The organism is Aeromicrobium sp. Root495, assembly GCF_001426755.1.
Taxonomy (GTDB): Bacteria; Actinomycetota; Actinomycetes; order Propionibacteriales; family Nocardioidaceae; genus Aeromicrobium.
Genome location: NZ_LMFJ01000001.1, coordinates 1,663,099 through 1,688,507, shown reverse-complemented (window position 1 = coordinate 1,688,507; position 25,409 = coordinate 1,663,099). Strand labels below are relative to the sequence as shown.

The 25,409-nt window shown below is 70.1% G+C and carries 23 protein-coding genes; 18 read left to right on the top strand and 5 right to left on the bottom strand.

Features of this window, described 5'->3' with window-relative positions; translation table 11 throughout:
* Nucleotides 1-23: 23 nt before the first annotated feature.
* From tsf to ASD11_RS08385, 11 genes are all read left to right on the top strand, one after another.
* Nucleotides 24-839, top strand: coding sequence for a translation elongation factor Ts (gene tsf, locus ASD11_RS08435; protein ID WP_056285798.1), 816 nt, complete (start codon nt 24-26; stop codon nt 837-839).
* 122 nt (nt 840-961) lie between these two features.
* Nucleotides 962-1,690 (top strand): UMP kinase, encoded by a 729-nt coding sequence (gene pyrH / locus ASD11_RS08430; RefSeq protein WP_056285795.1) that lies wholly within the window; start codon nt 962-964, stop codon nt 1,688-1,690.
* A gap of 37 nt (nt 1,691-1,727) precedes the next feature.
* Nucleotides 1,728-2,249: a ribosome recycling factor gene (frr, locus tag ASD11_RS08425; protein WP_442854195.1), complete on the top strand. Its 522-nt coding sequence runs from the start codon at nt 1,728-1,730 to the stop codon at nt 2,247-2,249.
* Nucleotides 2,239-3,111: a phosphatidate cytidylyltransferase gene (locus ASD11_RS08420; RefSeq protein ID WP_056285790.1), complete on the top strand. Its 873-nt coding sequence runs from the start codon at nt 2,239-2,241 to the stop codon at nt 3,109-3,111. Before frr ends, ASD11_RS08420 begins: the two co-directional genes overlap by 11 nt.
* A gap of 109 nt (nt 3,112-3,220) precedes the next feature.
* On the top strand, nt 3,221-6,544 hold the full coding sequence (locus ASD11_RS08415; protein ID WP_056285787.1) for a transglutaminase family protein: 3,324 nt from the start codon (nt 3,221-3,223) through the stop codon (nt 6,542-6,544).
* Nucleotides 6,541-9,012: a circularly permuted type 2 ATP-grasp protein gene (locus ASD11_RS08410; RefSeq protein ID WP_056285784.1), complete on the top strand. Its 2,472-nt coding sequence runs from the start codon at nt 6,541-6,543 to the stop codon at nt 9,010-9,012. Before ASD11_RS08415 ends, ASD11_RS08410 begins: the two co-directional genes overlap by 4 nt.
* Nucleotides 9,009-9,896 carry a transglutaminase family protein gene (locus tag ASD11_RS08405; protein ID WP_056285782.1) on the top strand — a complete coding sequence of 296 codons (888 nt, stop codon included), beginning with the start codon at nt 9,009-9,011 and terminating at the stop codon, nt 9,894-9,896. The genes ASD11_RS08410 and ASD11_RS08405 overlap by 4 nt, the downstream gene beginning before the upstream one ends.
* A gap of 57 nt (nt 9,897-9,953) precedes the next feature.
* A complete protein-coding gene (locus ASD11_RS08400; protein WP_056285779.1) occupies nt 9,954-10,934 on the top strand; it encodes a zinc-binding metallopeptidase family protein in 981 nt (326 codons plus the stop codon).
* 146 nt (nt 10,935-11,080) lie between these two features.
* Nucleotides 11,081-12,205 carry a 23S rRNA (adenine(2503)-C(2))-methyltransferase RlmN gene (gene rlmN / locus ASD11_RS08395; protein WP_056285776.1) on the top strand — a complete coding sequence of 375 codons (1,125 nt, stop codon included), beginning with the start codon at nt 11,081-11,083 and terminating at the stop codon, nt 12,203-12,205.
* A 16-nt stretch (nt 12,206-12,221) separates the two neighbouring features.
* A complete protein-coding gene (locus ASD11_RS08390; protein ID WP_056285774.1) occupies nt 12,222-12,563 on the top strand; it encodes a TraR/DksA family transcriptional regulator in 342 nt (113 codons plus the stop codon).
* 87 nt (nt 12,564-12,650) lie between these two features.
* Nucleotides 12,651-12,974, top strand: a complete 324-nt coding sequence (locus ASD11_RS08385; protein ID WP_056285771.1) for a YciI family protein — start codon at nt 12,651-12,653, stop codon at nt 12,972-12,974.
* An 88-nt stretch (nt 12,975-13,062) separates the two neighbouring features.
* Here the strand turns inward: ASD11_RS08385 and ASD11_RS08380 are convergent, their stop codons facing one another.
* Nucleotides 13,063-14,784: a TIGR03767 family metallophosphoesterase gene (locus ASD11_RS08380; protein ID WP_056285768.1), complete on the bottom strand. Its 1,722-nt coding sequence runs from the start codon at nt 14,782-14,784 to the stop codon at nt 13,063-13,065.
* A 60-nt stretch (nt 14,785-14,844) separates the two neighbouring features.
* Between ASD11_RS08380 and ASD11_RS08375 the strand changes: the two genes are divergently transcribed.
* Both ASD11_RS08375 and ASD11_RS08370 read left to right on the top strand, forming a co-directional pair.
* Nucleotides 14,845-15,564, top strand: a complete 720-nt coding sequence (locus ASD11_RS08375; RefSeq protein WP_056285766.1) for an enoyl-CoA hydratase — start codon at nt 14,845-14,847, stop codon at nt 15,562-15,564.
* Nucleotides 15,564-16,019, top strand: a complete 456-nt coding sequence (locus tag ASD11_RS08370) for an AMP-binding protein (RefSeq protein WP_056285762.1) — start codon at nt 15,564-15,566, stop codon at nt 16,017-16,019. The genes ASD11_RS08375 and ASD11_RS08370 overlap by 1 nt, the downstream gene beginning before the upstream one ends.
* 3 nt (nt 16,020-16,022) lie before the next feature.
* Here the strand turns inward: ASD11_RS08370 and ASD11_RS08365 are convergent, their stop codons facing one another.
* On the bottom strand, nt 16,023-16,502 hold the full coding sequence (locus ASD11_RS08365) for an Lrp/AsnC family transcriptional regulator (RefSeq protein ID WP_056285758.1): 480 nt from the start codon (nt 16,500-16,502) through the stop codon (nt 16,023-16,025).
* Nucleotides 16,503-16,686: 184 nt separating this feature from the next.
* Between ASD11_RS08365 and ASD11_RS08360 the strand changes: the two genes are divergently transcribed.
* The 4 genes from ASD11_RS08360 to ASD11_RS08345 are packed head-to-tail and all read left to right on the top strand — an operon-like array spanning nt 16,687 to nt 20,672.
* The gene (locus ASD11_RS08360; RefSeq protein ID WP_235503277.1) at nt 16,687-17,787 is read left to right on the top strand and encodes a polyamine ABC transporter substrate-binding protein; all 1,101 of its coding nucleotides are present in this window, start codon (nt 16,687-16,689) and stop codon (nt 17,785-17,787) included.
* Nucleotides 17,771-18,931 carry an ABC transporter ATP-binding protein gene (locus tag ASD11_RS08355; RefSeq protein ID WP_056285754.1) on the top strand — a complete coding sequence of 387 codons (1,161 nt, stop codon included), beginning with the start codon at nt 17,771-17,773 and terminating at the stop codon, nt 18,929-18,931. Before ASD11_RS08360 ends, ASD11_RS08355 begins: the two co-directional genes overlap by 17 nt.
* Nucleotides 18,931-19,848: an ABC transporter permease gene (locus ASD11_RS08350; protein ID WP_056285751.1), complete on the top strand. Its 918-nt coding sequence runs from the start codon at nt 18,931-18,933 to the stop codon at nt 19,846-19,848. The genes ASD11_RS08355 and ASD11_RS08350 overlap by 1 nt, the downstream gene beginning before the upstream one ends.
* Nucleotides 19,845-20,672 (top strand): ABC transporter permease, encoded by an 828-nt coding sequence (locus tag ASD11_RS08345; RefSeq protein WP_056285749.1) that lies wholly within the window; start codon nt 19,845-19,847, stop codon nt 20,670-20,672. The genes ASD11_RS08350 and ASD11_RS08345 overlap by 4 nt, the downstream gene beginning before the upstream one ends.
* 92 nt (nt 20,673-20,764) lie before the next feature.
* Here ASD11_RS08345 and ASD11_RS08340 read toward each other — a convergent pair whose 3' ends face one another.
* Nucleotides 20,765-22,138, bottom strand: a complete 1,374-nt coding sequence (locus tag ASD11_RS08340) for an aspartate aminotransferase family protein (RefSeq protein WP_056285745.1) — start codon at nt 22,136-22,138, stop codon at nt 20,765-20,767.
* A gap of 146 nt (nt 22,139-22,284) precedes the next feature.
* On the opposite strand from ASD11_RS08340, the gene ASD11_RS08335 reads away from it, so the two are divergent.
* On the top strand, nt 22,285-23,496 hold the full coding sequence (locus ASD11_RS08335) for a saccharopine dehydrogenase family protein (protein WP_056285742.1): 1,212 nt from the start codon (nt 22,285-22,287) through the stop codon (nt 23,494-23,496).
* A 23-nt stretch (nt 23,497-23,519) separates the two neighbouring features.
* On the opposite strand, the gene ASD11_RS08330 is transcribed toward ASD11_RS08335, so the two are convergent.
* Together ASD11_RS08330 and ASD11_RS08325 are read right to left on the bottom strand one after the other, a co-directional pair.
* Nucleotides 23,520-24,170 (bottom strand): response regulator, encoded by a 651-nt coding sequence (locus tag ASD11_RS08330; protein ID WP_056288612.1) that lies wholly within the window; start codon nt 24,168-24,170, stop codon nt 23,520-23,522.
* Nucleotides 24,167-25,309, bottom strand: coding sequence for a sensor histidine kinase (locus ASD11_RS08325; protein ID WP_235503276.1), 1,143 nt, complete (start codon nt 25,307-25,309; stop codon nt 24,167-24,169). Before ASD11_RS08325 ends, ASD11_RS08330 begins: the two co-directional genes overlap by 4 nt.
* Nucleotides 25,310-25,409: the final 100 nt, after the last annotated feature.

Below are 25,409 nucleotides of genomic sequence, written 5' to 3'. Positions count from 1 at the left end.
TTTTCTCAGAACGGGAGACACCCATGGCGATCACCGCCGCAGACGTGAAGAAGCTCCGCGACGCCACCGGCGCGGGGATGATGGACGCCAAGAAGGCCCTCACCGAGGCCGACGGCGACTTCGAGAAGGCCATCGAGGGGCTCCGCATCTCGGGAGCCGCCAAGGCCGCCAAGCGTGGCGCCGAGCGTGAGGCCTCCTCCGGCCTCGTCGCCAGCTCCGGCAACGCCATCGTCGAGCTCAACTCCGAGACCGACTTCGTGGCCAAGAACGACCAGTTCATCGAGCTGGCCGAGCGTCTGGCCGCCGCGGCCGACGCCTCCAAGCCCGAGAGCGCCGAGGCGTTCGCCCAGAGCACGCTCGAGGACGGCAAGACGGTCGAGCAGACCATCGCCGACCTCGCCGTGGTCATCGGTGAGAAGCTGCAGCTCGGTCGCGTCGCCGCGTTCGACGGCCAGGTCGCCACGTACCTGCACCGTCGCGCCAGCGACCTGCCGCCGGCCGTGGGTGTCCTCGTCGAGTTCACCGGCGACGCCGTCGACGCCGCTCGCGGTGCGGCCATGCAGGTCGCCGCCATGCGCCCGCGCTTCCTGACGCGCGAGGAGGTGCCCGCCGAGCTCGTCGCCAAGGAGCGCGAGATCGCCGAGGCCACCGCCCGCGAGGAGGGCAAGCCCGAGCAGGCCATCGCCAAGATCACCGAGGGACGCCTCAACGGCTTCTTCAAGGACGTCGTGCTGCTCGAGCAGTCGTCGGTCCAGGACAGCAAGAAGACGGTCAAGGCCGTCCTCGACGCTGCCGGTGTGGAGATCAAGCGCTTCGCGCACATCGAGATCGGCGCCTGAGCCGTCCCTCGTCCTGAGTCAGCCGGGTCGGACCACCGGTCCTGGCCCGGCTGACTCGCGCCGGGAGGAAAGCACCATCTCCCGGACCGTCCGTCCCGCCCTCGTCCGATAGGCTCCCTTTCATGGCTCGTCGTGTGCTGCTGAAGCTGTCCGGTGAAGTGTTCGGCGGCGGTTCCATCGGCATCGACCCCGACGTCGTGAACGGCATCGCAGGCCAGATCGCCGAGGCCGTCGCCGAGGGCGTCGAGGTCGCGATCGTGGTGGGCGGCGGCAACTTCTTCCGAGGGGCCGAGCTCAGCCAGCGCGGGATGGACCGCTCCCGGGCCGACTACATCGGCATGCTGGGCACCGTCATGAACTGCCTCGCGCTGCAGGACTTCCTGGAGAAGCACGGCATCGACACCCGCGTGCAGTCGGCCATCACGATGGGGCAGGTCGCCGAGCCCTACATCCCGCGCCGCGCCATCCGCCACCTCGAGAAGGGTCGCGTCGTCATCTTCGGCGCCGGTGCCGGCATGCCGTACTTCAGCACCGACACCGTCTCGGCACAGCGCGCGCTCGAGATCAAGGCCGACGCCGTGCTCATGAGCAAGAGCGGCGTCGACGGCGTGTACACGTCCGACCCGCGCACCGACCCCGAGGCCCGTCGCTACGACGACCTGACGTTCGGCGACGCGCTGCAGAGGAACCTCAAGGTCGTCGATGCCGCAGCGTTCGCGCTGTGCATGGAGAACGACCTGCCCATGATCGTGTTCGGCATGGAGGGAGCGGGGAACATCTCCCGTGTCCTTCGTGGTGAGAAGATCGGGACGCTCGTGCACGCCGGCCCCATCCAGCAAACAGGAGAATGACGTGATCGACCAGAACCTGCGCGACGCCGACCAGAAGATGGAGAAGGCCGTCGAGCACACCCGTGAGGAGTTCGCCGCGATCCGCACGGGCCGTGCGCACCCCGCCATGTTCGCCCAGATCACGGCCGACTACTACGGCACGCCCACGCCGCTCCAGCAGCTGGCCGGCTTCCAGGTGCCCGAGCCCCGCACCGTGATCATCCAGCCCTACGACATCGGCGCCAAGGCGGCCATCGAGAAGGCCATCCGCGACTCCGACCTCGGCGTCAACCCCTCCGACGACGGCAAGGTGCTGCGCGTGTCGCTGCCCGAGCTCACCGAGGAGCGGCGCAAGGAGTACATCAAGCTCGCCCGGTCCAAGGCCGAGGAGGGCCGCGTGGCCGTGCGCGGCGTGCGCCGCAACACCAAGCAGGCGCTCGACAAGGCCGAGAAGGACTCCGAGATCAGCCAGGACGACAACACGGGCGCCGAGAAGCGCCTCGACGGTCTCACCAAGAAGCACGTCGACCAGATCGACGAGCTGCTGAAGAACAAGGAAGCAGAGCTCCTTGAGGTCTGAGGACGTCTCGGCGGCTGCCGACGCCCCAGAGCCCAAGGAGGCGGAGAAGCAGAGCCGCGCCGGGCGAAACCTCCCCGCCGCCGTCGGCGTCGGGGCGGGACTGGGCGCGCTCGTCATCGCCTCCCTCTTCCTCTTCAAGGACGCGTTCGTCGCCGTCGTCGTCGTGGCACTCGGCGTGGGGCTGTGGGAGCTGGCTCGGGCGTTCGCCAAGGCCGGCATCGTCATCCCGTTCCTGCCGGTCCTCACGGGCGGCAGCATCATGCTCGTCGCCGGGTACTACGGGGAGATGGAGACGGCCGCCGTCGCCATGGCCCTCACGGTGCTCGGCACCATGGTCTGGCGCCTCTCCGACGGGGCCGACGGCTTCGTCCGCGACGCCAGCGCCGGCATCTTCTGCCTCTCCTACCTGCACCTCATGGGCGTGTTCGTCGTGCTCATGCTGGCCGAGGACGACGGACCGTGGCGCATCGTCGCGTTCATCGTGGCCACCGTCGCCTCCGACATCGGCGGCTACGCGGCCGGTGTCCTGTTCGGCAAGCACCCCATGGCGCCCACGATCAGCCCCAAGAAGTCGTGGGAGGGCTTCACCGGCTCCCTGCTCGTCGGGATCGCTGCCGGCATCCTCACGGTGCGCTACGCGCTCGACGGCGAGTGGTGGGTGGGCATCGTGCTCGGTATCTCGGCGGTGGTCATGGCCACGCTCGGCGACCTGTCGGAGTCGCTCATCAAGCGTGACCTCGGCATCAAGGACATGGGCGACCTCCTGCCCGGCCACGGCGGTCTGATGGACCGGCTCGACTCGCTCATCGCGGTCGCGCCGGTGGCCTGGCTCATCCTGCACTTCCTCGTCGACGTGTCGTAGCACCGCACCTGCCCCGCGCTCGCCCCGCACCCCCAGTGCCCCCAGCGTCCTCCGAGCCCGTCGAGGGCCAGGTGATGCCCCCGTAACGTCGATGAGTGAGGCTAGGACCATGTCGATCAAGGTCGCGCTCGAGCACCGCACCACCTACCGCTTCGCGCGCCGCGTCGAGGTGGGTCCTCACGTCGTCCGGCTGCGGCCCGCTCCGCACACCCGCACCCCCATCGACGCCTACTCGCTCACGATCCAGCCCGACAACCACTTCCTGAACTGGCAGCAGGACCCGTTCGGCAACTGGATGGCCCGCATCGTGTTCCCCGAGCCCATCGACGAGCTCGACGTCACCGTGGGCGTCGTGGCCGACCTCGTCAGCATCAATCCGTTCGACTTCTTCGTCGAGGAGTACGCCGAGACCTTCCCGTTCACGTACGAGCGCTCCCTGGCCGCCGACCTCGCGCCGTACCTGCGTCCCGTCGACGAGGCCGACGGGACCGGACCGGGCCCGCTGGTGCGCGCCTTCAAGGACGCGCTGCCGCAGCTGCCCGAGGGCGGCCTGCCGATCGTCGACTTCCTCGTGCAGGTGAACGCCGCCGTCCAGGCCGACGTGGCCTACTCGGTCCGCATGGAGCCCGGTGTGCAGACGCCCGACACCACGCTGCAGCGCGCCATCGGCTCGTGCCGCGACTCGGCGTGGCTGCTGGTCTCGCTGCTGCGGCAGTACGGCCTCGCCGCCCGGTTCGTCTCGGGCTACCTCGTCCAGCTGGCGCCCGACGAGGCCGTCAAGGAGGCCGCCCTCGACGGGCCCACCGGCCCCACGGAGGACTTCACCGACCTGCACGCCTGGACGGAGGTCTACGTCCCGGGCGCCGGCTGGGTCGGCCTCGACCCCACGAGCGCGCTGTTCGCCGGTGAGGGGCACATCCCGCTGTCGGCCACGCCCCACCCGAGCAGCGCCGCGCCCATCTCCGGAGCCACCGAGGCCGTCGAGGTCGACTTCAGCTTCCACAACACGGTCACCCGCATCCACGAGGACCCGCGCGTCACGCAGCCCTACGACGGCCAGACCTGGCCGCGTCTCGACGCCCTCGGGCACCACGTCGACGCGCTGCTCGAGAAGCACGACGTGCGCCTGACCCAGGGCGGGGAGCCCACCTTCGTCTCGGTCGACGACATGGAGGCCGACGAGTGGAACACCGACGCCGACGGTCCGCACAAGCGGGAGCGCGCTGCCGTCCTGGCCGCCGCCCTGCGCGAGCAGTACGCGCCCGGCGGCCTCGTGCATCGCGGACAGGGCAAGTGGTACCCCGGCGAGCCGTTGCCGCGCTGGCAGGTCGCGCTCCAGTGGCTCGCCGACGGCGGCCAGGTGTGGCACCGCCCCGACCTCCTCGCGGACCCCTGGTCCGACGAGCCCGCGGAGGGCGCACACGAGAGCGCGCAGGCCCTCGCGCGCTCGTTCACCCGCCTGCTCGGCCTGCCGGAGCAGACGCTGCTCGCGGCCCACGAGGACGCGCTCGCCCAGTACGTGGCCGACCTCCGCAAGCCCGAGGGTCCGGCGCCCGAAGCCCGCGACGTCGTCGACGAGATCACCTTCCTGCAGGACGAGGACGACGTCGTGTCGGGCTGGGTCCTTCCGCTCGTGACGGGGGAGGAGTGGCGCAGCCCGGCCTGGAGCTTCCGCCGCGGCCGCCTCGTGCTCACGCCCGGCACCTCGGCCGTCGGCCTGCGGCTGCCGCTCGACTCCATCACGTGGACCGACCCCGAGGCGTCGGGCGACCCCTCGTACCTGACCGCCGGCCCGCCGCTCGCTCCCGAGGTCCCGGCGGTGGAGATCGTCGACCCCGACGAGCAGCCCACCACGGCCATCGCCTTCGAGGCCCGCGACGGGTTCGTGCACGTCTTCCTGCCGCCCACGGAGCGGCTCGAGGACTACGTGGCGCTGGCCCACGTCATCGAGCTCGCGGCCACGGAGGTGGACACTCCCGTCGTGATCGAGGGCTACGGCCCGCCGCCGGACCCGCGCCTCACGCAGCTCGTCGTCACGCCCGACCCCGGCGTCATCGAGGTCAACGTGCAGCCGGCGGGCTCCTGGGAGGAGCTGCGCGACCTCACGGTGGGCCTCTACCGCACCGCCGTCGCGTCGCGCCTGGGCACCGAGAAGTTCGAGCTCGACGGCTCGCACACCGGAACCGGTGGCGGCAACCACATCACGCTGGGCGGACGGGTCCCGGAGGACTCGCCGATGCTGCGCCGCCCCGACCTGCTGGCCAGCATGATCCGCTACTGGCAGCGCCACCCGAGCCTGTCGTACCTGTTCAGCGGCCGCTTCATCGGGCCCACGAGCCAGGCGCCCCGGTTCGACGAGGGACGCCCCGAGGCCGTGTACGAGATGCGGATCGCGCTCGACGAGCTGAGCCGCCTCGCCGCGGAGACGGCCGAGCTGGGGGACGAGCCCCGGCCCTGGCTCACCGACCGTGCCCTGCGTCACCTGCTCACCGACCTCACCGGCAACACGCACCGCGCCGAGTTCTGCATCGACAAGCTCTACAGCCCTGACTCCTCGCGCGGTCGGCTCGGACTGCTCGAGCTGCGTGGCTTCGAGATGCCCCCGCACCCGCACATGGCGCTCGTGCAGTCCTTGCTCGTGCGCTCCATCGTCGCGATGTTCGCCGCCGAGCCCTGCACGGACGACCTCATCGACTGGGGCACGGCGCTGCACGACGACATGCTCAGCCCGTACGGCGTGCGTCGGGACATCAACCAGGTCGTCGACGACCTCGTGGCTGCGGGCATCCCCTTCGAGCGGTCGTGGCTCGACCCGTTCGTGGAGTTCCGGTTCCCGCACCTGGGCACCACGTCCATCACGACGTCCGGTGGCGAGGCCGTCACCCTGGAGCTGCGCCAGGCCATCGAGCCCTGGAACGTCCTGGGCGAGGAGGCGGCCAGCGGCGGCACCGCCCGCTACGTCGACTCCTCGATCGAGCGGCTGCAGGTGCTGGTGACCGGTCTGGAGCCAGGACGGCATGCGGTCACGGTGGCAGGGGTGGCCGTTCCGCTCACTCCCACCGGGACTCCTCGCCAGCATGTTGCAGGAGTGCGTTACCGAGCCTGGCAGCCGTGGTCGGCGCTGCACCCCTCCATCGAGATGCACTCCCCGCTCACCGTCGAGCTGGTCGACCTGGAGCAGGGCACGTCGCTCGGCGGCTGCACGTACCACGTCGTGCACCCCGGAGGTCGCTCGTACGACACGTTCCCCGTCAACGCCAACGAGGCGGAGTCCCGCCGGTCCAACCGCTTCGAGCCGTTCGGCCACCGGACGGGTCGTCTCGACGTCGACACGCTCCGACGCCAGCTCGGCGACCGCAGCGTCGAGTACCCCTTCACCCTCGACCTGCGCCGACACGTCCCCACGCGCGCGGCAGGACGTGGGGCCCGGTGACGGTGCTGCGCGACTACGCGGCAGCCGTCACCCAGCCCACGCTGTCCGAGGAGCCCGGTCGCTACGACGAGCTGACGGCTCCCGACGGCACGCTCCGCCCGGCCTGGAAGAGCCTCGGAGCGGAGGTCGCGGAGCTCACGTCGGACCGGCTGCGGCGGGTCCGGCGCGAGATCGGACGCTTCCTGAGCGACGACGGCGTCACGTACACCCGTCCCGGCGAGGAGGCCGCCCCGTGGCGGCTCGACCCGCTTCCCCTGGTCATCGGGGCCGAGGAGTGGGCCGGCCTCGAGGTGGGCCTCGCGCAGCGTTCAGAGCTGCTCAACGCGGTCCTGCAGGACCTGTACGGGCCGCAGAGGCTGCTCGCGAGCGGCGTCCTGCCGCCCGCCGTGGTCTACGGGCACCGCGGCTTCGTGCGCGCCATGGCCCGGCCCTCCGCCGACCCCCAGCTGCTGCTGCTCTCCGCCACCGACCTGGGCCGCAACGCCGCAGGGGAGTGGCGGGCCCTCGCCGACCGCACCCAGGCGCCGTCGGGCATCGGCTACGCCATGGAGAACCGACGGGTCATCTCGCGCGTCCTGCCCGAGCTGTACCGCGAGGCCGGGCTGCACCGCATGGCGCCGTACTTCCAGGCGATGCGTAGCGCCATCCTCGCCTCGGCCCCTGAGCACGTGCCCAACCCCCGGGTGGTCGTCCTCACGCCGGGCACCCACTCCGAGACGGCGTACGACCAGTCCTTCATCGCCTCGAGCCTCGGCTTCCCCCTCGTGCAGGGCTCCGACCTCGTGGTGCGCGACGGTGCGGTGTGGATGCGTGTCTTCGGCCGCCTGGAGCGGGTCGACGTCGTGCTCCGCCGGGTGGACGCGGCCTGGAGCGACCCCCTCGAGCTGCGGGGCGAGTCGCAGCTGGGCGTGGCCGGCCTCGCAGAGGCGTCCCGTCGGGGCAGCGTCCGGATCGTCAACGGGATCGGGTCCGGGGTCCTGGAGAACCCGGGCCTCCTGCCGTACATGTCGGCCATGTGCGAGCTGCTGCTGGACGAGCCGCTGCGTCTGCCGTCGCTCCCCACCTCGTGGCTGGGGGACCCGGGGGCACTCGAAGCGGCCCTTGGCCAGCTCGGATCCGTCGTCGTCAGGGCCATCGACCGGCCCGGCTGGCGCCCCTCGGAGAACCATGACGAGCTCCGCGCCACCTTGGTCGCGGAGCCGCACCGCTTCGTCGTCCAGGAGCAGGTCACGGTCTCGCAGACCGCCGCCGTGCACGGGCTCGGCGTGGCCCCGGTCCCGGTCGCCCTGCGCACCTTCACGATGCGGTACGGCTCCACCTACCGCCCGCTCATGGGCGGTCTGGCCAGCGTGCTCGACGCCGGACGCTCGGTCTCCAGCAAGGACGTGTGGGTGCTGAAGGGCCGGCCGGAGGACCCCGACCAGGGCCTCGCCGACGTCCTGGCCATGACCAACGTGCGGGCTCCGGCCGCCATGGTGCCGCGTGTGCTCGAGGACATGTTCTGGTTCGGCCGGTACGCCGAGCGCACCGAGGACATGCTGCGGCTCGTCCTGCAGACGCACGCCCTGAGCGAGGACTTCCGGTCCCGGCCGTACTCCTCGGGCGGAGCCACGCTGCGCGTCCTGATGACCACGGTCTCGGCGCTGAGCCCCACCCCTGACCCGTCGCCCGACGCCGACTTCCGCAGCAACCTGCTCGACCCGCACCGACCCGGCTCGGTGGCGCAGTCGCTCGCGGCGCTGCGCGACGCAGCGCAGGGCTCGCGCGACCAGCTCTCCTCCGACGTGTGGCGCGCCTTCGGCTCCACCGACCGAGCGGCCCAGGCGCTCGTCGAGTACCCGTACAGCCACCAGGTGGCCGAGAGCGCGGGACGCATGCTGTCCGGGGTGCTCTCGCTCTACGGGGTCACGTCGCAGATGATGCGCGACCCCGGCTGGTACCTGCTGGAGACCGGCCGGGCCATCGAGCGCGGCCTGCAGCTCGTGCGTCTCCTGCGCGCCACCACCACCGTCCGCCGCGGCATCGACGTCGACCGCGACGTGCACCACGCCGTGCTGGCCGTGTCGGAGTCGGCCGTCACCCATCGTCGGCGGTACCGCGACTACGTGCGGCTCACGAACGTCCTCGACCTCCTGCTGCTCGACCCCGAGAACCCCCGGTCGCTGCGCTTCGTGCTCGCCACGGTGCAGACCAGCCTGGCGGCGCTGCCCACCTCCACGGGCAGCACGCGACCCGAGCGACTCGTCCTCGACCTGCTCGAGGAGCTCGACCGCGCCGACCTCGCCATGCTGGGGACGGTCGACGGCGAGGCCCGTCCGCACCTGCAGCACCTGCTCGACGTCCTGCTCGGCCAGCTCACGCGACTGGCCGACGCGGTCGTCGAGCTGCACCTCGCCGGCGCACCGACACCGCGCTCCTTCGGGCTCGGACGGTCCGGCCACACCCGGCTCGAGGTGCGAGGTCCGTGAGGTACGTCGTCTCCCACCGCACCACGTACTCCTACGACGCCGACGTCAGTGACAGCCTCGGCGTCGGCTACCTGACGCCGCGGTCGCTCCCGTGGCAGGACGTCGCCTCGAGCGTCGTGACGATCGACCCGGAGCCCGGCGACCTGCGCACCGATCTCGACCACTACGGCAACACCGTCACCTACTTCCAGGTCACGGAGCCGCACCAGGCCCTCTCGGTGACGGCTCGCAGCGAGGTCGAGGTGCTCGAGCCGCGGTACGACGACGCGCTGCTGGTCCAGCCGTGGGAGACGTGCCGTCCCGGGACGAGCACCGACCCGGACGCTTGGCGCACTGTCGACTTCGCACTCGGATCGGCGCTCGTCGACCACACGCCCGAGGCACACGCCTACGCCGCCGTCTCGCTCCTGCCCGGACGTCCCCTCGGGGAGGCGGCCACCGAGCTGATGCAGCGCATCCACGCCGACTTCACCTACGAGCCCGGGGCCACCACGGTCACGAGCACGATCGCCGACGTCCTCGAGACGCGGGCCGGCGTGTGCCAGGACTTCGCCCACCTCACGCTCGCCTGCCTGCGCAGCCACGGGCTCGCGGTGCGGTACGTGAGCGGCTACCTCGCCACCGACCCGCCACCGGGCAAGGAACGGATCGTGGGTGCCGACGCCTCCCACGCCTGGGCCGCGGTGTGGCTCGGCCAGGACACCTGGCTCGCCCTCGACCCCACCAACGACCAGCGGGCGGGGGAGCGCTACGTCACGGTGGCCTGGGGCCGGGACTACGGCGACGTGCCGCCCCTCAAGGGCGTCATCTTCACCGACGCCAAGGAGTCGACGATGGGCGTGGAGGTCGACGTCGCGCCCGTCGTGGCCGGCTCCGGCCACTGAGACGCGGGGCACCCTCTCCCGACGAGCGCCTCGCCCCTCGGTGCGTAACACTGGCCCGTGCGTTCTTTCTCCTGCCGCGTCTGCGGAAATGCCCTGTACTTCGAGAACTCCGTGTGCATGTCCTGCGGGACGTCGCTCGGCTTCAGCCGCCCCGAGGGCGACATCGTCCCGCTCCAGGAGGACAGGACCTACGTCGACGCCGAGGGCTACATCTGGCACGTCTGCGAGAACACGGCGCTGTCCGGCTGCACGTGGCTCACGGAGCAGCCGGCGTCGCCGTGCTTCAGCTGTCGCCTGACCCGGACCCGCCCGGCCGACGACGACCTCGAGGGGCTCTCGCAGTTCCCCGTCGCCGAGCGCGCCAAGCGGCACCTCATCGTCGAGCTCGACGTGCTCGGACTGAAGGTCACGAGCCTCGAGGACGGCGACGAGGGCGGTCTGGCCTTCGACCTCCTGTCCAGCGTCGACGAGAACGTCGTCATCGGGCACGACGACGGCATCATCACCATCGACCTCGCCGAGGCCGACGACGCTCGGCGCGAGAAGGTCCGCGTGCAGCTCGACGAGCCCTACCGCACGATGCTCGGCCACATGCGCCACGAGATCGGCCACTACTACGAGTCGGTCCTCGCGGTCGGCGACGACCTCGACCGCGTCCGGGCGATGTTCGGCGACGACACGAAGGACTACCAGGCCGAGATCGATCGGCACTACTCCGAGGGGCCGCCGGTGGGCTGGGAGAACGACTACATCTCCACGTACGCCACGATGCACCCGTTCGAGGACTTCGCCGAGACGTTCGCGCACGTCCTGCACATCCGCGACACCATCGGCTCGGCGTCGGCCCACGGCCTCATCACGGTGGACCCTGACGTCTTCTCCTCGTTCCGCGACCTCGTGCAGGGCGTCTGGATCCCGCTCAGCATCGCGCTCAACCAGATCAACCGCTCCATGGGCGCGAACGACCTCTACCCGTTCGTCCTGCCCGAGAAGGTGCTGCAGAAGCTCGACCTCGTCGCCGACCTCGTCCGCTCCTGACCCTCGTTCCGCGAGTGGCGCAGATTGGCATTTTTGGGACGGCGTGTCGCGCCGATCTGCGCCACTCGAACCCCACTTTGCGCCACTCGTGGGACTGACTTTCTCGACGATTTCGGGGGAGTGGCGTCGTCTGGGAGAATGGGTGGGTGAGTGACGCCATCAAGACCTTGCCGCTCGTCCTCGAGCAGCCGCGCGGCCGCGCCAAGCCCCCGCGTCACCTCGCCGACCTCTCGCCCGAGGAGCGCAAGGAGCAGGCCGAGAAGCTGGGCCTCCCGGCCTTCCGCCTGAAGCAGGTCTCGCACCACTACTTCGCCCGCCTGCAGCGCGACCCGTCGGCCATGACCGACCTGCCCGCCGCCCAGCGCGACGCCATCGCCGAGGCCCTCCTGCCCACGCTCCTCACGTCGGTCCGCACGCAGGAGGCCGACAAGGGCACCACGCGCAAGACGCTCTGGCGCCTCTTCGACGGTGCCCTCGTGGAGTCGGTCCTGATGCGCTACACCGACCGCGCCACGTTGTGCGTCTCCAGCCAGGCAGGGTGTGGCATGGCCTGCCCGTTCTGCGCGACGGGACAGGGCGGGCTGCAGCGCAACATGAGCACGGCCGAGATCATCGACCAGGTCGTCGACGGTGCCGCGGCCATGGCCAACGGCCTCGTGGCCGGCGGTCCTGGCCGGCTCTCCAACATCGTCTTCATGGGCATGGGCGAGCCGATGGCCAACTACAAGGCCGTCATCGGGTCCATCCGCCGCATGGTCGCAACCGACCCCGACGGGCTGGGTCTCTCGGCCCGCAACATCACGGTCAGCACGGTGGGGCTCGTCCCACGCATGAAGCAGCTCGCCACCGAGGGGATCCCTGTCACGCTGGCGCTGTCGCTCCACGCGCCCGACGACGAGCTGCGCAACGAGCTCGTGCCCATCAACACGCGCTACAGCGTCCACGAGACCGTCGAGGCCGCGTGGGAGTACGCCCGCACCACCAAGCGTCGCGTCTCCATCGAGTACGCCATGATGCGCGACATCAACGACCAGGCCTGGCGCGCCGACCTCCTCGCCGACGTGCTCAACGGGTTCGGCGACTGGGGCTGGGTCCACGTGAACCTCATCCCGCTCAACGAGATCCCCGGCGCGCGCTTCACCCGCTCGCGCGACGACGACATGGACGAGTTCGTGCGCCGTCTCGAGGCCAAGGGCATCAGCACCACCATCCGCGACACCCGGGGCGACGAGATCGACGCCGCCTGCGGCCAGCTGGCCGCGTCCGAGTAGCCCCGGCGGGACCGTCGTGACGGACCCACGAGAGCGCCTCGAGCGCGACCGCCAGGAGACCCTCAGGCGCCTCGCCGGGCTGACGGGCGACTACGACGCCGTCGTCGCCGCGTCGTACGACGACAACGCCGACGACGAGCACGACCCGGAGGGTGCCACGATCGCCTTCGAGCGCTCCCAGCTGGGAGCCCTCGTCCAGCAGGCGCGCCGACATCTCGCCGAGCTCGACGCCGCGGTCGAGCGGCTGGAGTCCGGCACCTACGGCGTCTGCGAGCGGTGCGGCGCCGCGATCGGCGGCGGACGTCTGGAGGCCAGGCCTGTCGCACGGACGTGCATCACGTGCGCGAGCAGGTCCTGAGCGCGGGTTGTCGTTTCGCCCGGGTCCCGTTCGTGGTCATGATGAGGGCAGCCACGAGGGCGACCCCGACCCGAGGAGATGAGTGCGATGCAGTTCCTGGTTTCCGTGATCGACGACGGCACCGGCCCCGAGACACAGGTCGAGCAGGACGCGGTCGACGCCTTCAACGAGAAGCTCAAGGCCGCGGGGCGGTGGGTGTTCGCCGGTGGGCTGGGTGACCCGTCACCCGCGAGGACGATCGACGACCGCGCCGGGCGAGGGCTCGTGACCGACGGCCCGTTCGTCGAGTCCAAGGAGTACCTCGCCGGCTTCTGGATCATGGAGGCCGACGACCTCGACGAGGCGTTCGCCCTGGGCGCCGAGGCGTCGAGAGCCTGCAACCGCAAGATCGAGGTCCGCCCGTTCCTCTGACCGAGCTCCCCTCGGCAACCCGACCCATCCCTGGGGAAGCTTCCGTAGGGATGGGTCGGTCTCCCCACACCCCGTGGTAGACCGTCGCTCAGGCGAGGGGGTTGGTGAGGAGCAGCTCGGTGTTGCGGTCCTGGGGGCTGCCGGAGAGCCCGCCGGTGCGCAGCTGCGGGTCGTTGGCGGCCAGCTCGCGGGCCAGGGCGGCCAGGGCCAACGAGGTGCTGAGCGATCCACCGTTGCTGGTGGGGCCCGAGTGGTCGAGCATCGTCGTGAACAGCGAGATGGTGCCGTCCCTGTTGTCGACCAGCTCGATGAGCCGCGACTGCTGCGGGAAGTCGACGTGCGAGGCGGTGTTGATCTCCCAGAAGCCGCTCGTGCCGTCGGGGCTCGGGTGAGGGGTGACCTGGTTGCGGTGGGTGTGACCGTTGACCCAGGCGATCACGTGCTGGTGGGCGAGCAGCAGGTCGACGACGGCGGGACCGAGCACGCGGGTGTCGAGGTCGAGCCCGGTCGCGACGAGCGGGTTGGTCATCGTGCTCGACGTGTGGTGGCTGAAGACGATGACGTACTTGTCGGTGGAGGAGGCCAGCACCTGCTGGAGCCACGTGAACTGGGTCTTGTCGAGCGAGCCGTCGGCGTAGCCGTTGGGGTTCACGCTGTCCATCACGATGCATCGGACCGGCCCGGAGTCGAACGTGTAGTAGGCGGTGCCCTTGGTCCGGTTGTCCTGGGTGAAGCCGTGGCCGACCGGTGCCCCCTGGGTCTTGAAGTGCTCCTCCACGACCTGCTGGCGCGTGAGGTTGCGTCGCTCGCCGTCGGGGCTCACGAGCCGGACCGACGAGCCGAGCGCCGTGGCGTCGAGCAGGCCCTTGAGGTCGAGCGTCTTGAGCGACGTCAGCACGTCGGTCTGCGAGAGACCGGGCGGCAGCGTCTGGACCTTGAGCGGCCCGGTGCCCAGGACGCCGAGCGGCAACGTGTGCGGGAAGTTGCCCTGCACGAGCCCGTCGTGGTTGCCGAAGACGCTGAACCAGGGGAGCTTGAGGCCCTGCGGGGTGAACGCGCGACGGGCGGCGTCGAGCAGCCCCGGGACCTTGGGGAAGCCGAAGCGCGAGGTGTAGATGTCCTCCGAGCGCTGCAGCAGGCCCTTGCCCTCCGGGTGCCAGTAGTGCGGGTCCCACTGCACCCGGTCGTGGACGCCCTCCCAGGCGAGCCGGCTGCCGGAGTCGGGCGTGACCTTCTTGCCGTCGAGGACGTCGATGTTCCACCGCACCTCGTTGTACTGGCAGTTGTCGGAGTTGTCGCCCGTCTGGATCGCGAACGACAGCTTCTGGCCGACCACGGGGCCGCGGCCGACGCGGTTCACCGACTGCACCATGGCGTCGGCCACGTGGGTCGTGAGCATCTCGTGGGCGCGGTAGCTCGAGCTGAGCAGGCCCTGCAGGGTGACGTCGCCGGCGCTGTAGGTGTCGTCGAGGCGGTCGACGTACTCCACGCGGGACGGCGACTGGGCATCGACGATGTGGACGTCGGTGAGGTGCGCGAACGACATGAGCGCCTGGCGCGCCGTGGTGCGCTGGGGGCCGGCCGGAGCCCGCAGGTCGGGCCGCACGACGTGCGGCTCTCCGCCGCCCTGGACGATCCGGGTGTAGCCGCCGGTGCCGGCCGCACCCTTCTGGAACGTGGACGCGGCCGTGGTGCCCTCAGGCGCGGCGAGACCGGTGGCCGCGGAGGCCCGCAGGGTCGGGAAGCCGAAGGCGGCGGCCCCTCCGACGGCGGTCCCGGTCTGGATGAGGCGACGACGAGTGATCGGCATACCTGCTCAACGACCGGACGGCCTGAGAGTTACCTGGGTCACATCGGTAGCGTGAGCGCCATGTTGGACGTCAAGGTCGATGGACCCGTCACCGTGCTCGAGCTGCAGCGCGAGGACCGCCGCAACGCCCTGAACCTCGAGCTCTGCCAGGAGATCCACCACGCGGTCGACGCGGCCGTCGAGAGCGGCACCCGCGCCATCGTCGTCACCGGGCGCGGCACGGCGTTCTGCTCCGGCGCCGACCTCGGCGGCGTCTACGGCCCCGACTTCCTGCAGGCGCTCTACGGCATGCTCCACCGCCTCACGAAGGTGCCCGTGCCGCTCGTGGCAGCCGTGAACGGCCCGGCCATCGGCGCGGGCACACAGCTGGCCATGGCCTGTGACCTGCGGGTGGCCGACTCCACCGCGAAGTTCGCCGTGCCGACGGCCAAGAACGGCATGGCCGTCGATGCCTGGACCATCCGCACGCTCGCCGCTCTCGCCGGAACGGGCCCGGCGCGGCGCCTCATGCTCGCTGCCGAGTCGCTCGACCGCGACGCGGCGCTGCACCACGGCCTCGCCGACCGCGCCGGCACCGTCGAGGACGCCCTCGCCTGGGCCCACGAGATCGCCGCGCTCGCGCCGCTCACGCTCGCGCACAACAAGCTCGTCCTCAACGGGACCCACGCGGACGACGCCGCCATCGAGGCCAGCTTCACCGCCGTCTGGGAGAGCGACGACGTCCGTGAGGCCGCCGCCGCCCGCTCGGAGAAGCGCGCGCCGATCTTCCGAGGCGCATGATGAGGGAGAAGTCGCTCTCGTTCCGGCTGCTCGACACCCACGTGGTGGCGGGCCGCGCCGACGACGTCGCCTATGTCGACGCCGACGGCTCCTTGACGTTCGCGCGCCTGCTCCACGAGTCCGCGTCGCTGGCCGGTGCGCTGAACCAGCTCGGCGTGCAGCCCGGCGGCACCGTCCACCTCGACCTCACGGGCCGCGCCGAGGTGCTGGCGGTCCTGGCCCTCGTGCGGCTCGAGGCCAGGGCCGAGCCGGGAGCCTCGGTGAGCCTCGCGGGTGACCCCGTCGTGGCCAGGGTGGGTGACGACGAGTTCGCCTGGGACGTCCTGATGAAGGCGGGCCGGGGCGACCCCGCTCCGGCGGCCCGGTTCGACTCCGAGGACTACGCCCAGCACGCACTCGCCGAGCACGGGGAGCTGCTCGCGCCGCTGCTCGCGGGGGAGAAGCTCACGCGCTGAGGATCAGCGCACGCCCCAGGCGTAGGTCTGCTTCTGCAGCTTGAGGTAGACGAAGGTCTCCGTCGAGGCCACGCCGTCGAGCCCGCCGATCTCGTCGGAGACGATGTCGAGGAGCTCGTCGTCGGACTCGGCCACGACCTCGGCCAGGATGTCGAAGCGTCCCGTGGTGATGACGATGTAGTCGAGGGCGTCCATGCCCTCGAGCGTCGTGGCGACCGTCCGGACGTTCCCGGAGACCTTGATCCCGATGAGTGCCTGACGGGCGAAGCCCATCTGCAGCGGGTCGGTGACGGCCACGATCTGGACCACGCCGGCATCCACCAGCTTCTGGACGCGGTGGCGGACCGCGGCCTCGGAGAGGCCCACGTCCTTCGCGATCGCGGCGTAGGCCAGGCGACCGTCGCCCTGCAGGAGCTCGATGATGCGCTTGGCGGTGGCGTCGAGCGTCAGGGGCCGCGCGGCAGGGCGAGGTGCGTCGTTCATACGGGACATTGTGCCTCACGCACTGGCCATTGCGTTTTCGTCGACGAAACAAGACATTTACGACGGATTCCTTGCTCCTGACCCCAGGCGGTGTCAGGATTCGAGAAATAACGCGGAGGTGGCGATGGCTGGGATGAACCGGAGGACTGTGCTGCGAGGCGGTGCCGGACTCGGTTTTCTGGGGGTGAGTGCTGCTGTCCTGCCCCTGTTCGGGACCCCCGACCAGAAGCAGGACCCGAGCCGCCTCAAGGTGCCTGACCGCTCGGAGTCCGACCCGCGGCTGATCATCTCCAACTGGCCCGAGTACATCGACGAGGACGACGACGGCTACGTCTCCACCCTCACGCAGTTCGAGAAGGACACCGGCATCACGGTCCGGTACACCGCCGACGTCAACGACAACGACGAGTTCTTCTCCAAGGTCCGCAACCAGCTGGGCTCGGGCACCTCCACCAAGCGCGACCTGTTCGCGCTCACGGACTGGATGGCTGCCCGCATGATCCAGGTGGGCTGGATCCAGAAGCTCGACGCGTCCAAGGTGCCCAACCTGCACGCCAACATCATCGACTCGCTCGCCAAGCCTGCGTGGGACCCCGGTCGCGACTACTCCGCGCCGTGGCAGAGCGGGCTCACCGGCATCGCCTACAACAAGGCCAAGGTCGACGAGGTCCGCTCCTTCTCCGACCTCGTCACGCGTCCCGACCTCAAGGGCCGGGTCTCCCTGCTCACCGAGATGCGCGACACGATGGGCTTCATGCTCCTCATCGACGGGGCGGACCCGGAGAAGTTCACCGACGACGAGTGGAAGCAGGCGGTCGAGCGCCTCACGAAGGCCAAGAAGGCCGGCCAGTTCCGCTCCTTCACGGGCAACGACTACGTGCAGGACCTGGCCTCGGGCAACGTCCTGGCGTGCGAGGCGTGGTCGGGCGACATCGCCAACGCCGGCGACGAGAACCTCGTCTGGGTGCCGCCGGAGGAGGGGATCATGATCTGGGCCGACAACATGATGGTGCCCAACCTCGCCACCCACCAGGCCAACGCCGAGCAGTGGATCAACTACTACTACGAGCCCGAGGTCGCGGCCAAGCTCGCCGACTACAACTCCTACATCTGTCCGGTGAAGGGGGCTCAGGAGGCGATGGAGAAGGTCAACCCCGACAACGTCGAGAACGAGCTCATCTTCCCGACCGAGAAGACCTTGTCCCTGACCCATCGGTTCATGGCCCTCGACGAGGCCAAGGCCCGGACCTACGAGAAGGACTACACCGATGTCCAACGCGCCTGAGAGCACCGTCTCCGCACCTCCTCGCGCCGAGGCGGCCCACGACCTGCGCCTGCAGGGGCTCACCAAGGAGTACGCCACCTTCACGGCGGTCAAGGCTCTCGACCTCGTCGTCCCGCAGGGTCAGTTCTTCGCGCTCCTCGGCCCGTCGGGCTGCGGCAAGACCACCACGCTGCGCATGGTCGCGGGCCTGGAGACACCCACGTCGGGGTCCATCCACCTGGGCGACTCCGACATCACCTACGAGAAGCCGTACAAGCGGCCCGTCAACACGGTCTTCCAGAACTACGCCCTGTTCCCCCACCTCGACATCGCCAAGAACGTGGCGTTCGGGCTCGAGCGTCGAGGCGTGAAGAACACCAAGCAGCAGGTGGCCGAGATGCTCGAGCTCGTCGAGCTCACGTCGCAGGCCCACAAGAAGCCGGCGCAGATGTCGGGCGGGCAGCAGCAGCGCGTCGCCCTGGCCCGGGCGCTCATCAACCAGCCCGAGGTGCTGCTGCTCGACGAGCCGCTCGGTGCCCTCGACCTCAAGCTCCGGCGCGGCATGCAGCTGGAGCTCAAGCGCATCCAGACCGAGGTCGGGCTGACGTTCGTCCACGTGACCCACGACCAGGAGGAGGCCATGACCATGGCCGACACCATCGCGGTCATGAACGGGGGAGTCATCGAGCAGATGGGTGCCCCCACCGAGCTCTACGAGAACCCCCGGACCACGTTCGTGGCCAACTTCCTGGGCCAGTCCAACCTCATCGCGGGCGACATCGAGGGACGGGACGGCGACCAGGTGAAGGTGCGGGTGCAGGGTGCGGTCGCCTCCGTCCCGGCCGACCGAGCCCACGCCGAGTCCGGCCAGGGCTGGCTCGGCATCCGTCCCGAGAAGGTCCTCATCGCGGAGACGGGTCACCCCATCGACGCCCCCGGCGACGTCATCACCGGAGGCTTCGTCACCGACGTCAGCTTCGTCGGCGTCAGCACGCAGTACCAGGTGCGGATGCCCTGGGGCCAGGAGCTCATGGTGTTCGAGCAGAACACCGGTGCCCGCGGCATGCTGCCCGTGGGGACCAAGGTCGACGTGTCCTGGCGTCCGGAGTTCGCCTTCCTGCTCGACGCCTCGCAGGACGCCATGGCCGGCATCGAGGGCGACTGATGGCGACCGTCGACGACGTCGCGACGGGCGGTCCGCCCGAGCACCGGCCGCGCCGGAACCTGACCGGCTACTGGCTGATCCTGCCCGGCGCGCTGTGGCTGCTGCTCTTCTTCGTCATCCCGTTCTACTCGCTCCTCGCCGCGAGCCTGTTCGACCCGGACGGCTCGGTGCTCACCGGCTACGACGTCACGTTCCACGTCCAGAACTTCGGCAACGCGTTCTGGGACTACAAGGAGCAGATCGGCCGCTCGCTGCTGTACGCCGCCCTGGCCACGGCCACGTGCCTCGTCCTCGGCTACGTGCTGGCCTACGCCATCGCGTTCAAGGCGGGCCGCTGGAAGAACCTCATGCTGGTGCTCGTCATCGCGCCGTTCTTCACGAGCTTCCTGCTGCGCACGCTGTCCTGGAAGCTGATCCTGGCCGACGACGGCTGGGTGGTCGACGTCGCGCAGGCCATCCACCTCACCGACGCCCTGCAGCTCGTGAACCTCGCCGATGGTGACCGGCTGCTCGCCACCCCGTTCGCCGTCATCGCCGGGCTCACCTACAACTTCCTGCCCTTCATGGTGCTTCCGCTCTACGCGAGCCTGGAGAAGGTCGACGTCCGCCTCATCGAGGCCGCGGGCGACCTCTACGCCTCGCCGGCGCGCGGCTTCCTCAAGGTCACGCTGCCGCTGTCGATGCCGGGCGTCGTGGCCGGCACCCTGCTGACGTTCATCCCCGCCACGGGCGACTACGTGAACGACCAGCTGCTCGGCAACACCAACACCCGCATGGTGGGCGCCTCGATCCAGAGCCTGTTCACCAAGGAGAACGACTACGCGACGGCCGGCGCCCTGTCGGTGATCCTCATGGTCATCATCGTGGCCGCCGTCATGGTCTATGTCCGCAAGGCCGGGACGGAGGAGCTCGTATGAGCACCGTGCGCACTGCTCGCCGCTGGCTGGGGGACCACCTCGTGCTGGGCCTCGGCATCCTCGTGCTGGTCTACACGTTCGTGCCCATCGCCGTGGTCGTGCTGATGAGCTTCAACGACAGCAGCAAGTCGCGGAACGTCTACAAGTTCCAGAAGTTCACCCTCGACCACTGGCTGCACCCGGGCGGCTGGGCCGACGGCATGGGCGACTCGGTGATCCTCAGCCTCGAGATCGCCGCGGCGGCCACCCTGGTGGCCACGGTGCTCGGGACCCTCGCGGCCTTCGCGCTCGTCCGGCACCGGTTCGCGGGTCGATCGGCCGCCAACGTCATCATCTTCCTGCCCATGGCGTCGCCGGAGATCGTGATGGGCTCGTCGCTGCTCTCGCTCTTCGTGGCCAGCGGCTTCGGTGGTCAGCTGGGCTTCTGGACGATCCTCATCGCGCACGTGATGTTCTGCCTGTCGTTCGTGATCGTCACCGTGAAGGCGCGCCTGAGCGGGCTGAACGACAACCTCGAGCAGGCCGCGATGGACCTCTACGCCACCGAGGCGCAGACGTTCTGGCGGGTCACGCTCCCGCTCGTGCTGCCCGGCATCGTCGGCGCGGCGCTGCTGAGCTTCTCGCTGTCCTTCGACGACTTCATCATCACGAACCTCAACGCCGGCCAGTCCGTCACGTTCCCGATGTTCGTGTACGGCGCCAACCAGCGCGGCGTGCCCATGGAGGTCAACGTCATCGGCACCGCGATGTTCGTCATCTCGATCCTCGTCGTGCTGGGCAACGAGCTCAACCGTCGCCGCCAGGAGAAGGCCCTCACCCTCTAGCCCCGACCCGGTTTACCACGGGGGGTTGGTAAGCCGACCCATCCCTCGGGAAGCTTCCCGAGGGATGGGTCAGGTTGCCGAGGGGAATGCGCCTAGAGCAGCTTCTCGGCGTCGGTGAGGACGCTGCGCAGGATCTGCTCGATCTCGTCGAAGGTGCCTTGGTCGGCGATGAGCGGGGGAGAGAGCTGGATGACCGGGTCGCCCCGGTCGTCGGCGCGGCAGTAGAGGCCGGCGTCCCACAGGGCCTTGGACATGAAGCCACGCAGCAGCCGCTCCGACTCCTCGTCCGTGAAGGACTCCTTGGTGGCGGCGTCCTTCACGAGCTCGATGCCGTAGAAGTAGCCCGCTCCGCGGACGTCGCCGACGAGCGGCAGGTCGAGCAGCCTGCTGAGGGTGCCGTGGAAGGCGTCCTCGTTCTCGCGCACGTGCTCGTTGAGCTTCTCGCGCTCGAAGATGTCGAGGTTCGCCATGGCGACCGCGGCGGAGACGGGATGCCCGCCGAAGGTGTAGCCGTGCGTGAAGCTCGTGTCGCCCTGCAGGAACGGCTCCATGATGCGGTCGGACGCGATCATGGCCCCGAGCGGCGAGTAGCCCGACGTCAGGCCCTTCGCGCACGTGATCATGTCGGGCTGGTACTCGTACCGCGTGGCACCGAACATCTCGCCGAGGCGGCCGAACGCGCAGATGACCTCGTCGGAGACGAGCAGCACGTCGTACTGGTCGCAGATCTCGCGCACGCGCTGGAAGTAGCCGGGCGGAGGCGGGAAGCAGCCGCCGGCGTTCTGCACCGGCTCGAGGAAGACCGCGGCCACCGTGTCGGGGCCCTGGGCCAGGATGGCGTCCTCGATCTGGTCGGCGGCCCAGCGGCCGAACGCCACGGGGTCGTCGCCATGGAGCGGAGCGCGGTAGATGTTGGTGTTGGCCACGTGCACCGTGCTCGGGACGAGCGGCTCGAAGACCTGCTTGAGCGCCGGGATGCCGGTGATCGACAGCGCACCGTGGGTGGTGCCGTGATAGGCCACCTGTCGGCTGATGACCTTGGTCTTGAGCGGCTTGCCGGTGAGCTTGAAGTACTGCTTGGCGGCCTTCCACGCCGTCTCCACGGCTTCACCTCCACCGGTCGTGAAGAAGACGCGGTTGAGGTCGCCCGGAGCGTAGGACGCGATGCGCTCGGCCAGCTCGATGGCCGGCGGGTGCCCGAAGGTCCACAGGGGGAAGAAGGCCAGCTCCTTGGCCTGCTTGGCCGCAGCCTCCGCCAGCTCCTCCCGGCCGTGCCCCACCTGCACCACGAAGAGCCCGGCGAGGCCGTCGATGTACCGCTTGCCGCGGTCGTCGAAGAGGTGCAGGCCGTCGCCCTTCACGATGACGGGCACGTCGTGGTCGGCGTAGGAGCCGTGACGCGAGAAGTGCATCCACAGGTGGTCCTTGGCAGCGGACTGCAGGGCGGCGGAGTCGAAGTCGGACATGCTGTCATTTCATCACTCCGGAGCCGGGGTAACAAGAGGATTCCGCGACGTAACACGGACTTCATTTCGAAATCCGTTGTGTGCGCCGGTGCCGTGCGATTGGATGGATGGGACGGGGTGTCCCGTCCTGACGCCTGGAGGCGGGCATGAAGATCCTGTTGGTCGGAGCCGGAGGGGTGGGTTCGGCGTTCTGCGCCATCGCCGCACGCCGCGACTTCTTCGAGGCCTGCGTGGTGGCCGACTACGACGTCTCCAGTGCCGAGCGCGCCGTGGAGTCGGTCGGCGACCCCCGCTTCACCGCGGCCAGCGTCGACGCCTCCGACGCGGGGTCTGTGACCTCGCTGTCGCTCTCCTCGGGAGCCACCCACGTGATGAACGCCGTGGACCCACGCTTCGTGATGCCGATCTTCGAGGGTGCTCTCGCCGCCGGCGCCGACTACCTCGACATGGCCATGAGCCTGTCCAAGCCGCACCCTGACCACCCCTACCGCGACACCGGCGTGAAGCTCGGCGACGAGCAGTTCACGGCGGCTCCGGACTGGGAGGCGGCCGGGCGTCTCGCGCTCGTCGGCATCGGGGTCGAGCCTGGCCTGTCCGACGTCTTCGCGCGGTATGCCTCGGACCACCTGTTCAGCTCGATCGATGAGCTGGGCACCCGCGACGGGTCCAACCTCACGGTCGACGGCTACGACTTCGCTCCGTCGTTCTCCATCTGGACCACGATCGAGGAGTGCCTCAACCCTCCCGTGATCTGGGAGGACGGCCGCTGGTTCACCACGGAGCCCTTCAGCGAGCCCGAGGTCTTCGACTTTCCCGAGGGGATCGGCCCCGTCGAGTGCGTCAACGTCGAGCACGAGGAGGTGCTCCTCATGCCGCGCTGGATCGAGACCAGGCGAGCCACGTTCAAGTACGGGCTGGGCAACGAGTTCATCGAGGTCCTGCGCACCCTGCACAAGCTGGGGCTCGACTCCACGGTGCCGGTCTCGGTGGGTGGGGTGGAGGTGTCGCCGCGCGACGTCGTGGCGGCGTGCCTGCCCAACCCGGCCACGCTGGGCGACCGCATGCACGGCAAGACGTGCGCCGGCCTGTGGGTCACGGGCACCGGCAAGGACGGCGCGCCGCGCTCGACGTACCTCTACCACGTGGTCGACAACGACTGGTCGATGCAGGAGTACGGCCACCAGTGCGTCGTGTGGCAGACAGCAGTGAACCCCGTCGTGGCCCTCGAGCTCCTGGCCACCGGCGTCTGGGCCGGCGAGGGCGTCCTCGGCCCCGAAGCCTTCGACGCCGTCCCGTTCCTCGACCTCCTCCGCGACGGCTACGGATCCCCCTGGGGTCAGCAGGAGCTCGACGCCTGACGAGGACGGAAGTAGTTCCTTCGTCAGAGCAGGCCGGCGTCGTGCATCGTGATGGCGACCTGGACGCGGTTGGCGGCGCCGAGCTTGGTGAAGAGGTGGGAGATGTGGGCCTTCACCGTCGCGAGGCTCATGAAGAGCGTCTCGGCGATCTCGGCGTTGGACCGGCCCTGCCCGACCGCGAGGGCCACCTCCAGCTCTCGCTCGGTCAACGTCTCCACGAGACGTGACGCCTCGGCCGAGCGGTCGTCGCCCGAGCCGTCGGTGACCTGGCGGATGAGCTGCTGGGTGATGCTGGGCGACAGCATCGGCTCCCCGGCCACGACCTTCTCCACGGCGTCGACGATCTGCGCCGGGGGAGTGTCCTTGAGCAGGAAGCCGTCGGCACCGGCGGCGAGGGCCCGCACCACGTAGTCGTCGGCGTCGAACGTCGTGAGCACGAGCACCTTGGGCGGCTCGGGAAGGTCGCGCAGCGCGGTGGTGGCATCGATGCCGTCCATCACGGGCATGCGCAGGTCCATCAGCACGATGTCGACGCCGCCGGCCCGGACCCGCTCGACGGCCTCGCGGCCGTTCCCGGCCTCGCCCACGACCTCGAGCGTGGAGGCCCCGCCCAGCATGAGCGCGAGGCCCGCGCGGACGAGGGCGTCGTCGTCGGTGATGAGGACGCGGATCATGCGGGCCACGGTAGCCAGAGGCGCAGGGTGAAGGAGCGGCCATCGCGGATCCGGGTGAGTCGGCCGCCGGCCAGCTCGGCACGCTCGGCGAGGCCGACCAGTCCGAGACCCGACTCGGGCGTGCCCAGGTCGCGACCGATGGGGAGCCGGTTGGAGACCTCGATCTGGAGTCCGGAGCCGGGGCTGCCCGACGTCGTGACGTTCACGAGGGTGTCGGGCGCGTGCTTGCGGGCGTTGGTCAGACCCTCCTGGACGGCGCGGTAGGCCGTGCGGCCGATCGAGTCGGGCACCTGGGCGAGCAGCTCGAGGCCGTCGACCTCGATGTTCATGCCGGCCTCGGCTGCCTCCCGGACGAGGTCGACGACCTCGATGGCCGAGGGCTGCGGCGGCTCGGGCACCGCGTCGCCCGGGTGGTCTCGCAGGACGCCCAGCACCTCGCGCAGCTCGGCGAGCGCGCGGTGCGAGTTCTCCTGGATGACGGTGGCGGTCTGCTTGACCTGCTCGGCGGTCAGGTCGTCCCGGAACGACAGGGCCCCGGCGTGCATGGCGACCATGGAGATGCGGTGCGCGAGCACGTCGTGCATCTCGCGGGCGATCCGTGCGCGCTCGGCCGTGCGGGCCTGCGACACGCGGGCCGCCTGCTCGGCCTCGGCCCGCTGGGCGCGCTCCCGCAGGGTCCAGAGCAGCTCGCGGCGCGAGCCCACGTACATGCCCCAGCCGACGGTGACGCCGATGATGGCCAGCATGAAGCCCAGCGTGAGGAGCGGGCTCTCCTGCTCGCTGGGGTCCTGCGACACCAGGACCAGTCCGGCCAGGACCGACAGCGCGACCAGACCCACGATCTCGCGGGAGCGTCGGCGGGTGGCGAGGGAGAAGAGCGCGAGCGTCGCGGGTCCGCCGGTCGTCCCGGAGAAGGCGGAGGCGATCGTGACGACCACGGCGACCGTGACGGGCCAGCGCCGGCGGTACTGCACGAGGAGGAGCGAGGCCAGTCCCAGCCCGAGGTCGAGCCAGAACCACCAGCGCGCGTTGTCCCACTGCCACCGACCCAGGTCCCACCAGGCCAGCGCGCTGATGAGCACGACGAGAGCGGTGCGCCAGACGTGCCCCCACGTGCTGATGGGCGGCTGGGTGGTCACACCCGTCAGCCTAGGGCGGGCCGACGCCCGGGCGCCTCCACCGCAAGGCCGCGCCCCCTCATACTTTCGGCGCAGGGAGTCTGGACGCGTGGCCGATGCC